This is a genomic window from Dorea sp. 210702-DFI.3.125 (assembly GCF_020560945.1).
Lineage (GTDB): Bacteria > Bacillota > Clostridia > Lachnospirales > Lachnospiraceae > Dorea > Dorea formicigenerans.
This window is the reverse complement of record NZ_JAJCNF010000011.1, coordinates 32,200-49,292: the sequence shown is the minus strand read 5'-3', so window position 1 is coordinate 49,292 and position 17,093 is coordinate 32,200. Positions and strand designations below refer to the sequence as shown.

Annotated in this window: 17 protein-coding genes; 13 read left to right on the top strand and 4 right to left on the bottom strand. The window is 42.4% G+C overall.

What is annotated here, in order from left to right:
- Positions 1-70: 70 nt before the first annotated feature.
- The 8 genes from mtaB to LI164_RS07130 all read left to right on the top strand — a co-directional run bounded on the left by mtaB (position 71) and on the right by LI164_RS07130 (position 6,684).
- Positions 71-1,357, top strand: a complete 1,287-nt coding sequence (mtaB, locus tag LI164_RS07165; RefSeq protein ID WP_117657102.1) for a tRNA (N(6)-L-threonylcarbamoyladenosine(37)-C(2))-methylthiotransferase MtaB — start codon at positions 71-73, stop codon at positions 1,355-1,357.
- Positions 1,358-1,450: 93 nt separating this feature from the next.
- Positions 1,451-1,714: an IreB family regulatory phosphoprotein gene (locus LI164_RS07160; RefSeq protein ID WP_005331681.1), complete on the top strand. Its 264-nt coding sequence runs from the start codon at positions 1,451-1,453 to the stop codon at positions 1,712-1,714.
- 5 nt (positions 1,715-1,719) lie between these two features.
- On the top strand, positions 1,720-2,154 hold the full coding sequence (gene ruvX, locus LI164_RS07155; RefSeq protein WP_005331678.1) for a Holliday junction resolvase RuvX: 435 nt from the start codon (positions 1,720-1,722) through the stop codon (positions 2,152-2,154).
- 7 nt (positions 2,155-2,161) lie between these two features.
- Entirely contained in the window at positions 2,162-2,422 is a 261-nt protein-coding gene (locus tag LI164_RS07150; RefSeq protein ID WP_005331675.1) for a DUF1292 domain-containing protein, read from the top strand.
- Positions 2,423-2,428: 6 nt separating this feature from the next.
- Positions 2,429-2,884 (top strand): Fur family transcriptional regulator, encoded by a 456-nt coding sequence (locus LI164_RS07145; RefSeq protein ID WP_005331674.1) that lies wholly within the window; start codon positions 2,429-2,431, stop codon positions 2,882-2,884.
- 45 nt (positions 2,885-2,929) lie between these two features.
- Entirely contained in the window at positions 2,930-4,597 is a 1,668-nt protein-coding gene (locus LI164_RS07140) for a ribonuclease J (RefSeq protein ID WP_040015345.1), read from the top strand.
- 121 nt (positions 4,598-4,718) lie between these two features.
- Positions 4,719-5,369 (top strand): O-methyltransferase, encoded by a 651-nt coding sequence (locus LI164_RS07135; protein ID WP_005337843.1) that lies wholly within the window; start codon positions 4,719-4,721, stop codon positions 5,367-5,369.
- A gap of 73 nt (positions 5,370-5,442) precedes the next feature.
- On the top strand, positions 5,443-6,684 hold the full coding sequence (locus tag LI164_RS07130) for a U32 family peptidase (protein ID WP_005331671.1): 1,242 nt from the start codon (positions 5,443-5,445) through the stop codon (positions 6,682-6,684).
- A gap of 124 nt (positions 6,685-6,808) precedes the next feature.
- Here the strand turns inward: LI164_RS07130 and LI164_RS07125 are convergent, their stop codons facing one another.
- The 4 genes from LI164_RS07125 to sigK form a co-directional block, all read right to left on the bottom strand.
- A complete protein-coding gene (locus LI164_RS07125) occupies positions 6,809-7,873 on the bottom strand; it encodes a PTS sugar transporter subunit IIC (protein ID WP_005331666.1) in 1,065 nt (354 codons plus the stop codon).
- 147 nt (positions 7,874-8,020) lie between these two features.
- Positions 8,021-8,860, bottom strand: coding sequence for a response regulator (locus LI164_RS07120; protein ID WP_227086927.1), 840 nt, complete (start codon positions 8,858-8,860; stop codon positions 8,021-8,023).
- Positions 8,842-10,140 (bottom strand): HAMP domain-containing sensor histidine kinase, encoded by a 1,299-nt coding sequence (locus tag LI164_RS07115; protein WP_227086926.1) that lies wholly within the window; start codon positions 10,138-10,140, stop codon positions 8,842-8,844. Before LI164_RS07115 ends, LI164_RS07120 begins: the two co-directional genes overlap by 19 nt.
- Positions 10,141-10,198: 58 nt before the next feature.
- Entirely contained in the window at positions 10,199-10,825 is a 627-nt protein-coding gene (gene sigK, locus LI164_RS07110; RefSeq protein WP_227078742.1) for an RNA polymerase sporulation sigma factor SigK, read from the bottom strand.
- 271 nt (positions 10,826-11,096) lie between these two features.
- Between sigK and LI164_RS07105 the strand changes: the two genes are divergently transcribed.
- The 5 genes from LI164_RS07105 (at position 11,097) to LI164_RS07085 (ending at position 17,090) form a co-directional block, all read left to right on the top strand.
- Positions 11,097-12,650 (top strand): YifB family Mg chelatase-like AAA ATPase, encoded by a 1,554-nt coding sequence (locus LI164_RS07105; RefSeq protein ID WP_227086925.1) that lies wholly within the window; start codon positions 11,097-11,099, stop codon positions 12,648-12,650.
- On the top strand, positions 12,650-13,744 hold the full coding sequence (dprA, locus tag LI164_RS07100; protein ID WP_227086924.1) for a DNA-processing protein DprA: 1,095 nt from the start codon (positions 12,650-12,652) through the stop codon (positions 13,742-13,744). Before LI164_RS07105 ends, dprA begins: the two co-directional genes overlap by 1 nt.
- A 73-nt stretch (positions 13,745-13,817) precedes the next feature.
- Positions 13,818-15,899 (top strand): type I DNA topoisomerase, encoded by a 2,082-nt coding sequence (gene topA, locus LI164_RS07095; RefSeq protein WP_227086923.1) that lies wholly within the window; start codon positions 13,818-13,820, stop codon positions 15,897-15,899.
- 63 nt (positions 15,900-15,962) lie between these two features.
- Positions 15,963-16,748 (top strand): GTP-sensing pleiotropic transcriptional regulator CodY, encoded by a 786-nt coding sequence (gene codY / locus LI164_RS07090; RefSeq protein ID WP_005337824.1) that lies wholly within the window; start codon positions 15,963-15,965, stop codon positions 16,746-16,748.
- 27 nt (positions 16,749-16,775) lie between these two features.
- The gene (locus tag LI164_RS07085) at positions 16,776-17,090 is read left to right on the top strand and encodes a hypothetical protein (protein WP_040015344.1); all 315 of its coding nucleotides are present in this window, start codon (positions 16,776-16,778) and stop codon (positions 17,088-17,090) included.
- Positions 17,091-17,093: the final 3 nt, after the last annotated feature.

Sequence of the window (17,093 nt, the reverse complement as noted above, 5' to 3'; positions counted from 1 at the left end):
TCTATCTTAAAAGTATGACAGATAAAAGTCAAGAAACAAATTACCAAATATTTTGAAAGGAATGTGTAAAATGAAAAAGAAAGCTGCGCTCCATAATCTGGGCTGCAAAGTAAATGCATATGAGACAGAGGCTATGCAGGAGCTTCTGGAGCAGAATGGATATGAGATCGTGCCATTTAAAGAAGGGGCAGATGTCTATATTATCAATACATGTACAGTCACCAATGTTGCAGACCGCAAATCCCGGCAGATGCTTCATAAAGCACGGAAAATGAACCCGGATGCGGTAGTTGTGGCGACAGGCTGTTATGTGCAGGCAAGAGGAGAAGATATCGACCCTTGTGTGGACATCGTAGTTGGAAATAATAAAAAGAAAGACCTGATCGCGATTCTGGACGAGTATTACAATGCTCAGCATAAAGTAAAAAAAGAGCTGCTTGATATCAACCATGAGAAAGAATATGAGGAGATGCAGGTCACTCATACAGCAGAGCATACCCGCGCGTATATCAAGGTCCAGGATGGGTGCAATCAGTTCTGTTCTTACTGCATCATTCCGTATGCGAGAGGACGTGTCAGAAGCCGTAACCTGGAACATGTATTAGAAGAGGTGCGGACACTGGCAGCTTCCGGATATAAAGAAGTTGTGCTGACAGGAATCCATCTGAGTTCTTATGGAATTGATACCGGGGAGAGCCTTCTGGAACTGATCCAGAAAGTACATGAAATTGACGGCATTAAAAGAATCCGGCTTGGATCTCTGGAGCCGAGGATCATTACAGAAGAATTTGCTTCCAGTATTGCGGTACTTCCGAAGATGTGTCCACATTTTCATCTGTCATTACAGAGTGGCTGCAATGCGACCCTGAAGCGTATGAATCGTCGTTACAGTGCAGAAGAATATATGGAAAAATGTGACCTTTTACGGAAATATTTCCACAATCCTGCACTGACAACAGATGTGATTGTAGGATTCCCGGGGGAGACACAGGAAGAGTTTGCCGAGTCCATGGATTTTGTAGACCGCGTGAATTTCTATGAGACACACATTTTCAAATATTCCAGAAGAGCAGGAACGAAAGCAGCCGTGATGCCGGATCAGGTTCCGGAGGAAATAAAAAGTGAGCGAAGCGCGAAAATGATCGAGCTTGGACATAGAAAACAGAAAGCTTATGAAGAAAAACTCCTTGGAACGACACAGGAAGTGCTGATGGAAGAGGCAGTTGAGACAGAAGACGGCATTTACCAGGTCGGGCATACGAAAGAATATGTTAAAATTGGTTTAAAAACAGAAGAAAATCTATCAAATCAACTGAAAAATGTTAAAATCGAAGATACAAAGCAAATAATTCATTGAATTTTGACAAATGATAGGTTAGAATAAGATTGAAGAAATGTAATTATGAAGATGTGAGAATAATTACAAAGTAATGTGAAGGACGTGAGTAGTATGAAAGAATTAAGCAATACGCAATTTTTTCAGGTAGAGAGTGCACCACAGATTCAGGCAAAAGATATTCTTGAAATTGTGTACAAGGCTCTTGTGGAAAAAGGGTATAATCCGGTGAACCAGATCGTAGGTTATATTATGTCAGGTGATCCGACTTATATTACCAGTTACAATGGTGCCCGCAGTCTGATTATGAAGATGGAACGGGATGAGCTGGTTGAAGAGATGTTCAAGACGTATATTGAGCATAATAAGTGGGGATAATATATATGAGGATTATGGGACTGGACTACGGCTCGCGTACAGTCGGGGTGGCTGTCAGTGATCCTTTGGGGATAACTGCGCAGGCTGTAGAGACTATATGCCGTAAGGACGAGAACAAGCTTCGGAAGACATGTGCCCGCATCGAGGAACTGGTGGCAGAGTATGAAGTTGAGAAGATTGTGCTCGGACTTCCGAAGCATATGAACAATGATATTGGAGATCGGGCGGAAAAATCTATGCAATTTGGTGAGATGATCGGACGACGGACCGGCCTTGAGGTCGTGATGTGGGATGAGCGTCTGACTACTGTTTCGGCAGAGCGGACTTTAATCGAGAATAAGGTAAGAAGAGAAGACCGCAAGAAGTATATTGACCAGATTGCGGCTGTTTTTATATTGCAGGGATACTTGGACTCCGCACACCTGAATAAAGAAGGGTAGAAGATTTATGGAAAAGATTACATTTGCGTCTGCAGATTCACAGGAAAATGAAGAGTTTTTTGTGTTGGAGCAGACAAAGTTAAATGGAGTATCTTATATTCTTGTCACGGATTCGGAAGAAGACGATGCAGAATGTTGGATTTTAAAAGACACGTCACCGGAGGAATCATCCGAGGCAATCTATGAGTTTGTGGAAGATGAAAAAGAACTGAATGGGATAATGGGAGTTTTTGAAGAACTTCTGGAAGATGTGGAAATTGAAAGGTAATGAATTATGTCAGTCAGTCAGGAGAGTTTTAAGAAAAAGTTAAAAGAAAAAGGGCTTAAAGTGACGAATCAGAGACTGCTTGTACTGCAGGTTCTTGCAGAGAATAAGGACAGACATCTGACTGCTGAAGATATCTATGAGCTCGTAAAAGAAGATTACCCGGAGATCGGGCTGGCAACCATTTACCGAACAGTGCAGTTGTTACTGGAAATGCAATTGGTGGATCGTATTAATCTGGATGATGGATGTGTGCGTTATGAGATCGGGGAGACGCTGGATGGCACAGGAAAGCACCATCATCACCATCTGATATGTAAAACATGTGGAAAAGTACTGCCTTTTAAAGACGACCTGTTGGATGAACTGGAGCGGCATATAGAGGAAGAGACAGGATTTCATGTGTTAGACCACGAATTAAAGTTCTACGGACAGTGCAGTGAATGTAGAAAGAAACAGAAATAGACCCTTTGTTACACTGGGGGTCTGTAATTACGTGGAGGTGTAAACTTGAAAAAAGAGAATATTGGAAGTATGCGTATCATTCCACTCGGGGGACTCGAGAAGATCGGAATGAACATTACTGCCTTCGAGTACGAAGACAGTATTATTGTTGTGGATTGCGGATTGGCATTCCCAGAGGACGGTATGCTTGGAATTGACCTTGTTATTCCAGATGTGACATACCTGAAAAACAATATTGAAAAAGTAAAAGGATTTGTTATCACGCATGGTCATGAGGATCATATTGGAGCATTAAGCTATATTTTACGGGAAATCAATATCCCAATCTATGCAACAAAGCTTACGATGGGTATTATAGAGAAGAAGCTGACAGAGCACAATCTGCTTCGCTCAACGAGAAGAAAAGTAGTAAAACATGGACAGTCTATCAACCTTGGACAGTTCAGGATAGAATTTATTAAGACGAACCACAGTATCCAGGATGCAGCAGCACTTGCAATCTATTCCCCGGCAGGAATTGTTGTGCATACAGGAGACTTTAAGGTAGATTATACACCAGTCTTTGGAGATGCTATCGATCTTCAGAGATTTGCAGAGATCGGGAAAAAAGGAGTACTGGCACTTTTGTCAGACAGTACCAATGCAGAACGAAAAGGCTTTACACAGTCTGAACGTACGGTAGGTATTACCTTTGATCATATATTTGCAGAACATCAGAATACAAGAATCATCATTGCGACATTTGCGTCTAATGTAGACCGTGTACAGCAGATCATCAATTCAGCGTGCAAGTATGACCGTAAGGTTGTGGTAGAAGGACGCAGTATGGTGAATATCATTCAGGTAGCACAGGAACTCGGATACTTGAATGTTCCGGAGAACACGATGATCGAGATTGACCAGCTTAAGAATTATCCGCCGGAGAAGACGGTTCTGATTACGACCGGAAGCCAGGGTGAGTCTATGGCGGCTCTTTCTAGAATGGCGGCAGACATTCACAAGAAGGTAACGATCATGCCAGGCGATACAGTTATTTTAAGCTCTAACCCGATCCCTGGAAATGAGAAATCCGTATCCAGAGTTATCAATGAGCTGTCTGAGAAAGGTGCAAATGTTATCTTTCAGGATGCTCATGTATCCGGACATGCGTGTCAGGAAGAATTAAAGCTGATTTATTCACTGGTCAAACCAAAGTATGCAGTACCGGTACATGGTGAGTACCGTCACAGAAAGGCAAATGCGAACCTGGCAAAATCTCTTGGAATTCCAAAAGAGAATGTCTTCATGCTTCATTCCGGAGATGTACTGGAAGTCAGTGAACAAGAGGCAAAAGTCGTAGATAAAGTCCATACGGGAGAGATTCTTGTAGACGGACTTGGTGTCGGTGATGTAGGAAATATCGTACTTCGAGACAGACAGCATCTGGCAGAGGACGGAATTATGATTGTAGTCCTGACGTTAGAGCGCGGAAGCAACCAGCTCCTGGCAGGACCGGATATTGTGTCCCGTGGATTTGTCTATGTTCGTGAGTCAGAAGATCTTATGGAAGAGGCAAGACAAGTCGTAACTGACGCAGTAGAAGATTGCCTGAATCATCAGAGAAATGCTGACTGGAGCAAGATAAAATTAGTGATCCGCGATACAATGAACGAATTTATCTGGAAAAAAACAAAACGTCGTCCGATGATTTTGCCGATTATTATGGATGTATAAAGTGATATTTATTTAACAGGGGACGTAGTACTTTGAAGAAGTGCTACGTCCCCAATTGCGAAGAGAGGTGTCTCCAATTGCGAGGTGGGGGGTCCCTGATTGAGGAGAGAGGTGGTTGTAAATGATCGTAGATGAGCGGATGGTGACTTATATCCGGTCGCTGGAGGTGCCGGAAAGCGCGGTAATTGAAGCGATTGAGCAGGAAGCTTTAAGAGATCGTGTGCCGATTATCCGGAAGGAAATGCAGAGTTTTCTGAAGGTTCTGCTGATGATTAAAAGACCGATGCGGATTCTGGAAGTAGGAGCTGCGGTTGGTTTTTCGTCAATTCTTATGAGTGAATATATGCCGGAAGGCGGGCATATTACAACAATAGAAAATTATGATAAACGAATTCCGATAGCCCGGGCGAATTTTAAACGGGCAGGGAAGGAAGAGCAGATTGATTTGATTGAGGGAGATGCCCTGGAAGTGATGCATGGCCTGGAAGGGCCGTATGACCTGATATTTGTGGATGCGGCAAAGGGGCAGTACATTCATTACCTTCCGGAAGTTATGCGGCTTCTTGGGACAGATGGAGTGCTTGTGTCAGATAATGTGCTGCAGGAAGGTGATATTATTGAGTCCAGATTCGCGGTGGAGCGCAGAAACCGGACTATTCACAGCCGTATGCGGGAATATCTCTATGAGTTAAAGCATCATGATCAGTTGCAGACATCGATTATTCCACTGGGAGACGGCGTGGCATTGAGTGTAAAGCGCAGTGATATTTAAATAGTGATAGATATTTAAGCAGTGATATTTAAGAAGAATAGAAAATTAATAAAAAGAGAAGGAGAAGAGAAGTATGAGTCAGAAACGTCCGGAATTATTAATCCCGGCCAGCAGTCTGGAAGTATTGAAGACTGCGGTTATGTTTGGTGCAGATGCAGTATATATTGGTGGTGAAGCATTTGGGCTTCGTGCGAAAGCAAAGAATTTTTCCATGGAAGATATGAAGAAGGGTGTGGAATTTGCGCATGCACATGGTGTAAAAGTACATGTGACGGTCAATATTCTTGCGCATAATGATGATCTTCCGGGAGTAGAAGAGTATTTGAAAGAATTAAAAGAAGTTGGACCGGATGCGCTTATTATCGCAGATCCCGGTGTGTTTGAGCTGGCAAAGGAAATCTGCCCAGAGATTCAGCGCCACGTCAGCACGCAGGCGAATAACACGAACTATGCGACCTATCAGTTCTGGTGGAAGCAGGGAGCTTCCCGCGTAGTGTCTGCCCGAGAATTATCCTTGAGAGAAATCAAAGAAATTCGTGAGAGGATCCCGGCTGAGATGGAGATTGAAAGCTTTATTCACGGAGCAATGTGTATATCATATTCCGGAAGATGTCTGCTTAGTAATTTCTTTACCGGTCGTGACGCAAATCAGGGAGCATGCACGCATCCGTGCCGCTGGAAATATTCCATCGTGGAAGAGACGAGACCGGGAGAGTATATGCCTGTCTATGAAAATGAGCGTGGAACATACATTTTCAACTCAAAAGACTTATGCATGATCGAGCATATTCCGGAAATGATCGATGCCGGAATCGACAGCTTTAAAATTGAAGGGCGTATGAAAACGGCTCTTTATGTTGCAACCGTTGCAAGAACTTATCGTAAAGCGATAGATGACTATCTGGAAGATCCACAGAAATACAGAGATAACATGCCTTGGTATCTGGATCAGATATCCAACTGCACCTATCGTCAGTTCACTACAGGATTCTACTTTGGAAAACCAACCGAAGAGAGCCAGATCTATGACAGCAATACTTATGTAAAAGAATATACTTATCTTGGAATTGTAGGAGAAATCTGTGACGGGCGCTGCAAGATTGAGCAACGTAACAAATTCTCAGTCGGTGAGACAATTGAGATTATGAAACCGGATGGAGAAAATGTAGAAGTTACAGTCAAACGGATTATCAACGAAGAAGGTGAAGACCAGGAGAGTGCACCACATTCTAAACAAGTGCTCTATATTGAGTTAGAAGGCGGTCAGGCAAGCCCATATGATATTTTGCGCAGGCAGGAGCCAGAAGTTCAGTAAGGCGGTAAATGAGAACTTGTTGCATAATTATCGTGAATTCCATTTTTAATGTAAAAAAAAGATGCGCTGGCGAAGCGCATCTTTTTTTATATGTATCAATGTCAATATCGATGGAGTGCGATACTTACATTCCAGGCTCAAGCTCTGCTTCTGCCATTTCTTCGGCTGCTTCAGATGCCTTCTCGTAAGTTCCGTTTTTCATACGAATGTGTTTGAAAATTGTTCCACCTACAAGTCCTGCAACACTTCCTCCGATAGCTGCGAACAGAAGAGCAAGTAATACATTCTGAACCGGGTTAAATGCAAATGGTGCTAACAGTCCAGGGATTGGAGATGCTGTACCAGGTGCATCGTTCACAATGTGGAATACTGCTGCTGAAATTCCGGCAAATCCACCTCCGAAGAAGTTAGAACCGTAAATCGGAATTGGGTTAGAAGTAACGATTGGAGCCTGTGTTAATGGCTCAAGCATAACGCCGATCACATTACCTTTGTTACCAAGTTTCAGTTTGTGGAATACAAGTCCATTTGTAAAGGATCCACCAAAACATGCGATGGCTGCAATACCCATTGGAAGACCGGTCAGTCCTAACATAGCTGTGAGCGCCATAGAACTAAGCGGCGATGTACAGATCATCTTCATCATTCCACCTAACAGGAATCCCATAACGATTGGAGACTGGTCTGTAGCAGCAGAAATAGTAGCACCAATGTGTGACAGAATCCATGTTACACCAGGATCAACAACTGTTACAATAATACGGGCAACTGGAGCAATTACAAGTGCTCCTGCAATAATGTTAATTCCAACAGGAAGTTTCTTTTCAATAATCGGAGCGATGAATCCAATGACATAACCTGCGATAAATCCAGGAAGGATTCCGAATCCACCAACAGCAACACCGGCTACAACTGCGAATAACGGGTTAGCACCCATTGCAATTGGAACAAGAGTAGCTGCGGCAACGCCGCCCATGCTTCCGGAGATATCTCCAACTTCACGTAAGAATGCAATGCCAATCAGATCACCGGAAATATACTTATGAATTGCTTCAACAAGGAATGTTGCAACGGCTGCGTCTGCCATACCGCCCATTGCAAGAGATCCTTTTGGCATCTTCAGACTGAAAATAGAGAAGACTGCCAGAGTGACGAGTAGTAAACCTACACCAGATAAAATTGTTACCATACTTTGTACCTCACATTTCTTTAATTTGTTATTTTAATAACATCGTCGTGTTTATTGATGAGATTAATATATAAGCATGGTTACAAAAAGTATCAAATGGTGTCAAAATACCATTAAAAATTTAACAAATCGCGATAACTTTGTGCATTATTGACAATAAGAGGCCAATGCGTTCAAAAACTGCTTAATCCTTACATTGCCGTGTTTATCAGTCTTTCCACGTATAAAATCCATTTCCCTGCGAACCTGCTCAAAATTGTATAATGTGCTGGAATAGTCTACAAAAATTTCGTTACTATAATCTTCAAGACCAAGGTGAGCCAGGTTTACAAGTCCATTAAATGCTGTTCTGCGTATGCGCTGCTCCATAGATTTCGGTGTATCACAGAAGCGGCTGCACAGATCACTGACTGTCAGTGAGTCAGCATGATCCTGGTGGTCGACCAGATATTTGACAATAGAAATGATATCTTTACTGCCAATATCCCCGATAATACCGATTCTTGTAAGGATTGTGCGAAGGGAATTCTCAATCTGCTCACTATTGTCAGGTACAGTCACAGTTGCAGGTCTGGTATCTTCCATAAAAATGTTTTGCATTTTGCGGACCATTCGTTTCATAGATAAGCCATCGGAAACTTTTTTGATGACAGCTTCTACTTCCACACTATTAATTGGTTTCTGGATAAAGAATTCAATCCCGGCTTCATAGGCAGAAGCAATCATATCTTTGGAGGACACTTGGGACAGCATAATATAAGATGCATCTGGTACTATTTTTCGAGCCTGTTTTACAAAGCTGATTCCATCCATCTCAGGCATGAGCAGATCTACAATTACAATATCCGGTTTAGCTGAAGGAAGATCTTCCAGTGCTTCAGCCGCATTATTAGCACTGCCGCAACATACCCCAAGTCCTCGTTCATTTATAATTAGTTTCAAAATGTTACAAATATTTTTGTCATCGTCTATAAAATAGAAAGACATAATTTTGACATTACCTCCAATTCATTTAAAGGGATGCAGATGGTAAAAACTGTCCGACCCGGAATAGAGGTCAGACCAATCGTTCCATGTAATTCCCCTTCTACAAGATCTTGTACCAGATTCAGTCCAAGTCCCCGGCTGACTTCCCCTGTCTGGAAATTAATCTTGGTCGAGAATCCAGTCTTAAATACTTCTCCTATGTATTCAGCCGGAATTCCCGGGCCGTCATCAGTAACGGTAAAAATAGCCTGCCCATCTTCGATGACCTCTGTGACAGAAAGATTAACTGTGTCAGTCTTCGAAGCTTCCAAAGCATTTACAAAAAGGTTACGGAAGATGGAAAGAAGGGCATAGTGGCTGGAAGTATAGAAATTTTTCTGATATTCATAAGTAAGATTCAGTGTCTTTCCCTGTGATTCCGCCAGATTGGTGATGGAAGATTTTAAAAGGGAGAGCACTTCTTCCAGATACATACCGTCATTTTCCAGTTCCTGTTCCAGTGCTTCGGAAATTCCACGCATGATCAACAGATATTCTTTCTTTATCTCGTGAATATCTTTTGCAGTAGTAAGCGCAGAAGAGGCAAGGGCAGGATCGGCACCTGAGTCACGCAGTGTTTCAAAGAGCCGGTAAGAATTATTCATAGTTTCTTCTATTAATGTAGTATTTTTCTTCATCCAGACAATTTCCCCATTGAGTTTGGAGAAGAGAAGTACCAGTTTCTGATAACGTTCCTCATGTTCTTTCTTAATTAAAAAGATCCGGTATTTTTCAAAGAGTAACATGACAAGCCATGTGAGACAGGAACGCATAACAGCAGCCAGAAAGATTCCGGACTGCATGTGAAGCACAAGGGAACTGAGTTCCAGTCGTACGAGAAGCTCGATAAAGTTTGCCAAGTAGTCGATCAGAATCAGAGCTCCCAGTGTCAGGTTCCGCTTTTCATGAATAGCAGCCGACAAGTGATCAAACCGTCTGATATACAGATGTAGAAGAAGTCCGTAGCAAAGATAGAAAGCTATCTCCGGCATATAGTGAGAAGGACTCGTCCAGTGCCCGTGGGTGATCCAGTAGACGATCATACGCATAGAAAATACACCGATTGCGGATAAAAATGTAACCGGAATCAGTGGAAAATTGGACATTAATAATCCACAAGCGGCCAGAATAACGACTGCAATGGATATTTTAAAGTTTGCTGTGAACCAGTTAATACTGAGCTGCGAAGTTAAAGCAATTGCGAAACTGTAAAATATAGATTTTTTCAATATATCTTTCATAATATATACCACACCCTATACCTAATATAGTACAGGAAAAAAGAAGACTGCGCAAGTATTAAAAATACCCACGCAGTTTTTCAATAGCGCTCTTTTCGATTCTGGATACATAGGAGCGGGAGATGCCAAGAAGCTTTGCAATTTCGCGCTGTGTATATTCTTCTTCGTTATACAGACCATAGCGCATTTTTAAGACCAGACGTTCCCGGGTGGATAATTTAGACTCTACGTGTTGATATAATTTCAAAATATCATCTTTTTCCTCGATTTTCCGGTGGGCCTCCTGATCGTCTGTCTCAATTACATCGAAAAGCTGGATTTCGTTGCCTTCCCGGTCCGTGCCGATTGGTTCATAAAGGGAGACTTCCCGAGAAGTTTTTTTTCTGGCACGCAGATGCATCAGAATTTCATTTTCAATACAGCGTGCAGCGTAAGTTCCGAGACGTACGTTTTTTCCCGGATTAAATGTAACGACTGCTTTGATTAGCCCGATGGTGCCAATGGAAAGCAAATCTTCAGCTTCTTCTACATTTGCCTGATATTTTTTGACAATATGAGCTACGAGCCGGAGATTATGCTCAATCAGGATATGCTTGGCATTTAAGTCGCCCTCGATATATTTTTGCAGGTAATACTGTTCTTCAGAAGCAGTCAGGGGAAGGGGGAAAGATTTCAAGAAATGCACCTCGAGACAGATTTGATATAGTTTATGATGGAAAATGAAAATTTGTGCTTTTCCCATGTGGAAAAGTGTGCTATACTGATGCTACTTCAGACAGGAAATTCTTCCGTCTGCAGGAGATCTGTTGTATCGGGCGGTATCCGCCGGAGAATCCAACGATTTTGATTGAGATTGATTGTTATTAATTGTTACCTGATTATCGAAAAAATCTATGAGTGACTGAACATGAAAATGTGAATAAAAAGTATAGTTCAGTTAGAAATGAGGTGTATGAATGGCATTTAGTTCAATTACGTCTGCCTGTGTTCAGGGACTTCACATTGAAGTGATCCATGCAGAATCAGATGTCAGTAATGGTCTTCCGATGTTCCATATGGTGGGCTATCTTTCGTCGGAAGTGAAGGAGGCTGCTGAGCGGGTGCGGACTGCAATCCGTAACAGTGGATTTTCGCTTCCACCTAAGAAAATCGTAGTAAATCTGTCGCCGGCAACGGTGAAAAAGAAAGGAGCATCTTATGATCTTCCAATCGCATTATCTGTATTAGAAGCTGTTGGCAATATTCCGGCAAAAGCGCTGGAGAGAGTTCTTGTAGCCGGGGAACTTAGCCTGGACGGGAAAGTACGTGAAGTAGAGGGAGTTCTGCCAATCGTTCTGGAGGCAAAGATGCAGGGATTTCACACATGTATTTTGCCCGAAAAAAATGTAAGAGAAGGGCGTCTTGTTCCGGGAATCCGTATTATAGGTGCCGAGACATTGGAACAATTGTGCCGGGATTTAAATAAGAAGGAAGGGTTAGGGGGAAAAATATCAGAGACGAAAGCAATCACTGAGTTTAAACAGATATGGGAACCGGAGATGCTATATGATGTGGATTACAGTGATATCTGTGGACAGGATATGGTGAAGCGGGCGGTTGAAGTTGCAGTAGCGGGTGGTCATAATCTGTTGCTTGTAGGTCCGCCGGGAAGCGGAAAATCCATGGTGGCAAAGCGAATCCCGACCATCTTACCGCCGATGCAGTTGGAAGAGAGTATGGAGGTGACAAAGATTTACAGCGTGGCAGGGATGGTAGACCGGGAACATCCGTTGATTACAAAACGTCCATTTCGAAGTGTACATCATACGGTAACAAGAGCAGCACTTATTGGTGGTGGTGTGATACCGAATCCGGGGGAAATCAGTCTTGCACATGGAGGTGTCTTATTTCTAGATGAACTGGCGGAATTCCATAAGCCAGTGCTGGAAGTTTTAAGACAACCTCTGGAGGAACATAAAATCCGGATTTCCAGAAACAGTGGATGTTATGAGTATCCGGCTGATTTTATGTTGATTGCGGCAATGAATCCGTGTCCTTGTGGAAATTATCCGGATTTGAACAAATGTAATTGTACAAAAACGCAGATTCAAAATTATCTGGGTCATGTAAGCCAGCCTTTTTTAGATCGTATGGATTTATGTGTAGAGGCTTCAAGGGTAGAATACGGGGAATTACACAAGACTGGAAAAGAGGAAACATCAGAAGAAATACGTAACCGTGTCTGCACGGCGAGAAAAATCCAGGAGCAGCGTTATGAGGGGACCGATATCCGGACAAACTCCGGAATCGGAGTACGGCAGATGGAAGAATTTTGCCAAATTGGAGAAAAAGAAGAAAAACTGATGCGATGTGCATTTTCAACGATGAATCTGACTGCCCGGACTTATCATAAAGTATTGAAAGTCGCCAGAACGATCGCTGATCTGGACGGGGAAGAACAGATTGGATGCAGCCATCTGAAAGAGGCGCTTGGATACCGTATGCTGGATAAAAAATACTGGGGGAGGTAATGTGGGTGATTTATGAATACTGGTTTGCCAGGATGAAAAATATCTCTGATAATAAGAAGAAAAAACTAAGAGAGGCATATGGCTCTGCAAAAGAGATATATTATATAGAAGAAACTCAACTCAGATTACAGAATTTCCTGACAAAAAAGGATATAGAACAGCTGAAAATGGCGAGAAAGCAGAAAGATTTAGAAGAAAAATATTATAATATGGAAGAAAAAGGAATTGACTTTGTGCCATATTTTCAAAAAACATATCCGAAACGGTTGTCGGAGCTTGACGCTGCACCGTATGCGCTTTATGTAAAAGGGAAACTGCCGGAAGAAGATCGGCCTTCGGTAGCGATTATCGGAGCAAGAAGATGTAGTAATTACGGGGAAGGGCAGGCGCTGGAATATGGAAAATGTCTGGCATCAGCCGGGGTACAGATTATCAGTGGTCTTGCACTTGGGATTGACGGGGCCGGACAACGGGGTGCGCTAAATGGAGGGGGAACAACTTATGGCGTGTTAGGCTGTGGAGTGGACATTTGTTATCCGAGAGAAAATATCGGTCTGTATATGGATATTCAGAGAGAAGGAGGGATAATTTCGGAGCAAATACCAGGAGAACCACCTATGTCATATCATTTTCCACTGAGAAATCGTATCATCAGTGGATTGGCAGATGTAGTGCTTGTGATGGAAGCGAAAGAAAAAAGCGGATCTTTGATTACCACAGATATGGCACTGGAACAGGGGAGGGACGTATATGCTCTTCCAGGGCCTGTCACAAGTACTCTCAGTCAGGGGTGCCACAGGCTGATCAGACAAGGTGCGGGCATATTGATCTCGCCGGAAGAATTCCTGAAAGAACTGCAGATTGAGGTTTCTGAAAACTCTACAGAATTATTAAAAAATGAAAAAATGCTTGAAACAACAGAAAAAGTGGTGTATAGTTGTCTCGATTTGTTCCCCAGAAATGTAAGTGAGATTCAGGTGAAGACCGGGCTTGATGCACGGATTCTTATGGAGACACTTATGACGCTGGAGATGGAAGGATATATAAAAGAAACGGCAAAGAATTATTATGTCAGAATGTCAGATGTGAGATGAAACATTTGCATTTGAACGAAAATAGTGTACGGGAATTTGCCCGATACAGATAACATGGAGGTTAGATACAGATATGGCACGATATCTCGTGATAGTGGAGTCACCGGCAAAGGTGAAAACAATCAAAAAGTTTCTGGGAAGTAATTATGTGGTGGCTGCGTCAAATGGACATGTCAGAGATCTTCCGAAAAGTCAACTTGGTGTAGATGTGGAGAATGACTACGAACCGAAGTATATTACGATACGTGGAAAAGGTGAGATCCTTGCAAATCTCAGAAAAGAAGTGAAAAAAGCAGATAAAGTTTATCTCGCAACTGACCCGGACCGCGAAGGAGAGGCGATTTCCTGGCATCTGAGTAAAGCATTGAAACTGGAGGATAAGAAAGTTTATCGTATTAGCTTCAATGAGATCACCAAGAATGCGGTGAAGGCATCTCTTAAGAACCCGCGGGATATCGATATGGATCTGGTGGATGCACAGCAGGCGAGACGTGTGCTGGACCGTGTGGTTGGATACCGCATCAGTCCCCTCCTCTGGGCAAAAGTAAAGAGAGGTTTAAGTGCCGGCCGTGTGCAGTCTGTAGCGCTTCGCATTATAGCAGATCGTGAGGCGGAAATCGATGCATTTATTCCAGAGGAATACTGGACTCTGGATGCAGAGCTGAACGTAAAAGGTGAGAGAAAGCCTTTGATCGCGAAGTTCTACGGAACAGAGAAAGAGAAGATGACGATTGAGTCGAAAGAACACTTGAATAAGATTTTAAAGGAGCTTGATGGTGCGGACTATGAAGTGAGTGAGATCAAAAAAGGAGAGCGTACAAAAAAGGCACCGGTCCCATTTACGACAAGTACACTGCAGCAGGAAGCTTCCAAAGCTTTGAATTTTGCAACCTCCAAGACGATGCGTATTGCGCAGCAGCTTTATGAAGGAGTTGATGTCAAGGGAAGTGGAACCGTGGGTATTATCACATATCTTCGTACGGATTCTACCCGTATTTCCGAAGAGGCAGATGCGAATGTAAGAAGCTATATTGGAGAGCAGTATGGCAGTCAGTATGTGGCAGCAGAAGGCGCCAGGAAAAGTGGCAGTCAGAAGATTCAGGATGCTCATGAGGCAATTCGTCCGACGGATGTTACCCGCACTCCGGCTATGTTGAAGGATTCCTTGTCCCGTGACCAGTTCCGCCTGTATCAGCTGATCTGGAAACGTTTTGTTGCAAGCCGTATGATGCCTGCAGTTTATGAGACCACTTCTGTAAAAATCGCAGCAGGAAAATATCGTTTCAATGTTGCAACATCAAAGATTGCATTTGAAGGATTCCGTCTGATTTATACGGAGGCGGGAGAAGAAAAAGACGAGAAGGGTGTGCTTTTAAAGGGACTGGATGAGAACAGTAAACTTTCTCTGGAACAGTTTGACAGTAAGCAGCATTTTACACAGCCGCCGGCGCACTACACAGAGGCGTCTCTTGTAAAGACTTTGGAGGAGCTGGGAATCGGACGCCCAAGTACTTATGCACCGACAATTACATTGATTATAAATAGAAGATACGTTGCGAAGGAAAATAAAAACCTTTATATGACAGAACTTGGAGAAGTTGTTAATAATATAATGATGCATTCATTCCCAAGTATTGTGGATGTCAGTTTTACGGCAAATATGGAAAGTCTTCTGGACGGTGTTGCGGAAGGAAAAGTCAGATGGAAGACGATTATTGAAAATTTCTATCCGGATTTGGACGCAGCTGTGAAAAAAGCGGAAGAAGAACTGGAAGAGGTAAAAATCGAGGACGAAGTAACGGATGTAATCTGTGAAGAATGTGGCAGAAACATGGTTATCAAATACGGTCCGCATGGAAAATTCCTGGCATGTCCGGGATTCCCGGAATGTCGGAATACAAAGCCGTATCTGGAAAAGATTGGTGTAAAATGTCCGATGTGCGGAAAAGATGTAGTAATTCGCAAAACGAAGAAGGGAAGACGTTATTACGGTTGTGAAAATAATCCGGAATGTGAGTTCATGTCCTGGCAAAAACCGTCTGAAAAGAAGTGCCCTCAGTGTGGAAATTATATGGTAGAAAAAGGAAATAAACTTCTTTGCAGCAATGAACAATGTGGTTACACTGAAAGTATAAAAAAAGAGAAAGAAAATTAAGGAAATTTATTGAATAAGCGTGAATTGTATGATAATATACACTCATAGATGGAGGAATTGCATATGGGCGTACAATTATTAGATAAAACTAGAAAAATCAACAAATTACTACACAACAATAATTCGAGCAAGGTTGTATTTAATGACATTTGTGATGTCTTGACTGAGATACTGGAGTCAAATGTTCTGGTAGTCAGTAAAAAAGGAAAGGTGCTTGGAAAAAGTCGATGCCTGAATGTACAGCCGATTGGAGAACTGATTGCCTGTGAGGTTGGCGAGCATATTGATGGTATGTTGAACGAGAGATTGCTTAGTATCTTATCAACAAAGGAGAATGTAAATCTTCAGACACTGGGATTTTCTGCTGAGGCAAGCGGAGGATATCAGGCAATCATCACGCCAATCAATATTGCAGGAGAGCGTCTCGGAACATTGTTCATTTACAAAGTAGATAAACCATATGAGATTGATGATATCATTCTCAGCGAGTATGGAACAACAGTTGTAGGACTGGAGATGCTCCGTTCTGTTAACGAAGAAAGTGCAGAGGAGACAAGAAAAGAACACATTGTACAGTCTGCGATCAGTACATTATCTTATTCAGAACTTGAAGCGATCATTCATATTTTTGATGAGCTGGATGGCTCAGAGGGAATTCTGGTTGCAAGTAAGATTGCAGACAGAGTTGGAATCACCCGTTCTGTAATTGTAAATGCTCTGCGCAAGTTTGAAAGTGCAGGCGTGATTGAATCTCGTTCATCAGGAATGAAAGGAACTTATATCAAAGTTGTAAATGATTATGTATTTACAGAACTGGAGCACATCAAGGAAGAAAAGAACAGAGGTTAAACTTTGAAAAATCGGAGGATGGACAACATGTATGAAGAGTGTCCGGCGCTGCTTCAGATGACGCGGACGTTTTTGGAAGATGGAGAAAAAGATGAAATCATTCATCATTGTAAAGTAATCCGGTATGATCCGGAAGAAGAGAACATATACTTAATTGCAGGAAAATCAGATATCACAAGTTTTTTGCTGGATGGAGTATATAGATGTACGATCAATAGTGAAAAAAAAGAAATCTGGTGCCAGGGCGTCATACGTGAAAGATACTGTAATAAAGTCGGAAAAGTCTTAGTATTTCGTGTACAAAACGGCTTTTATGAAAAAAATATAAACAAGATAAAATAAATA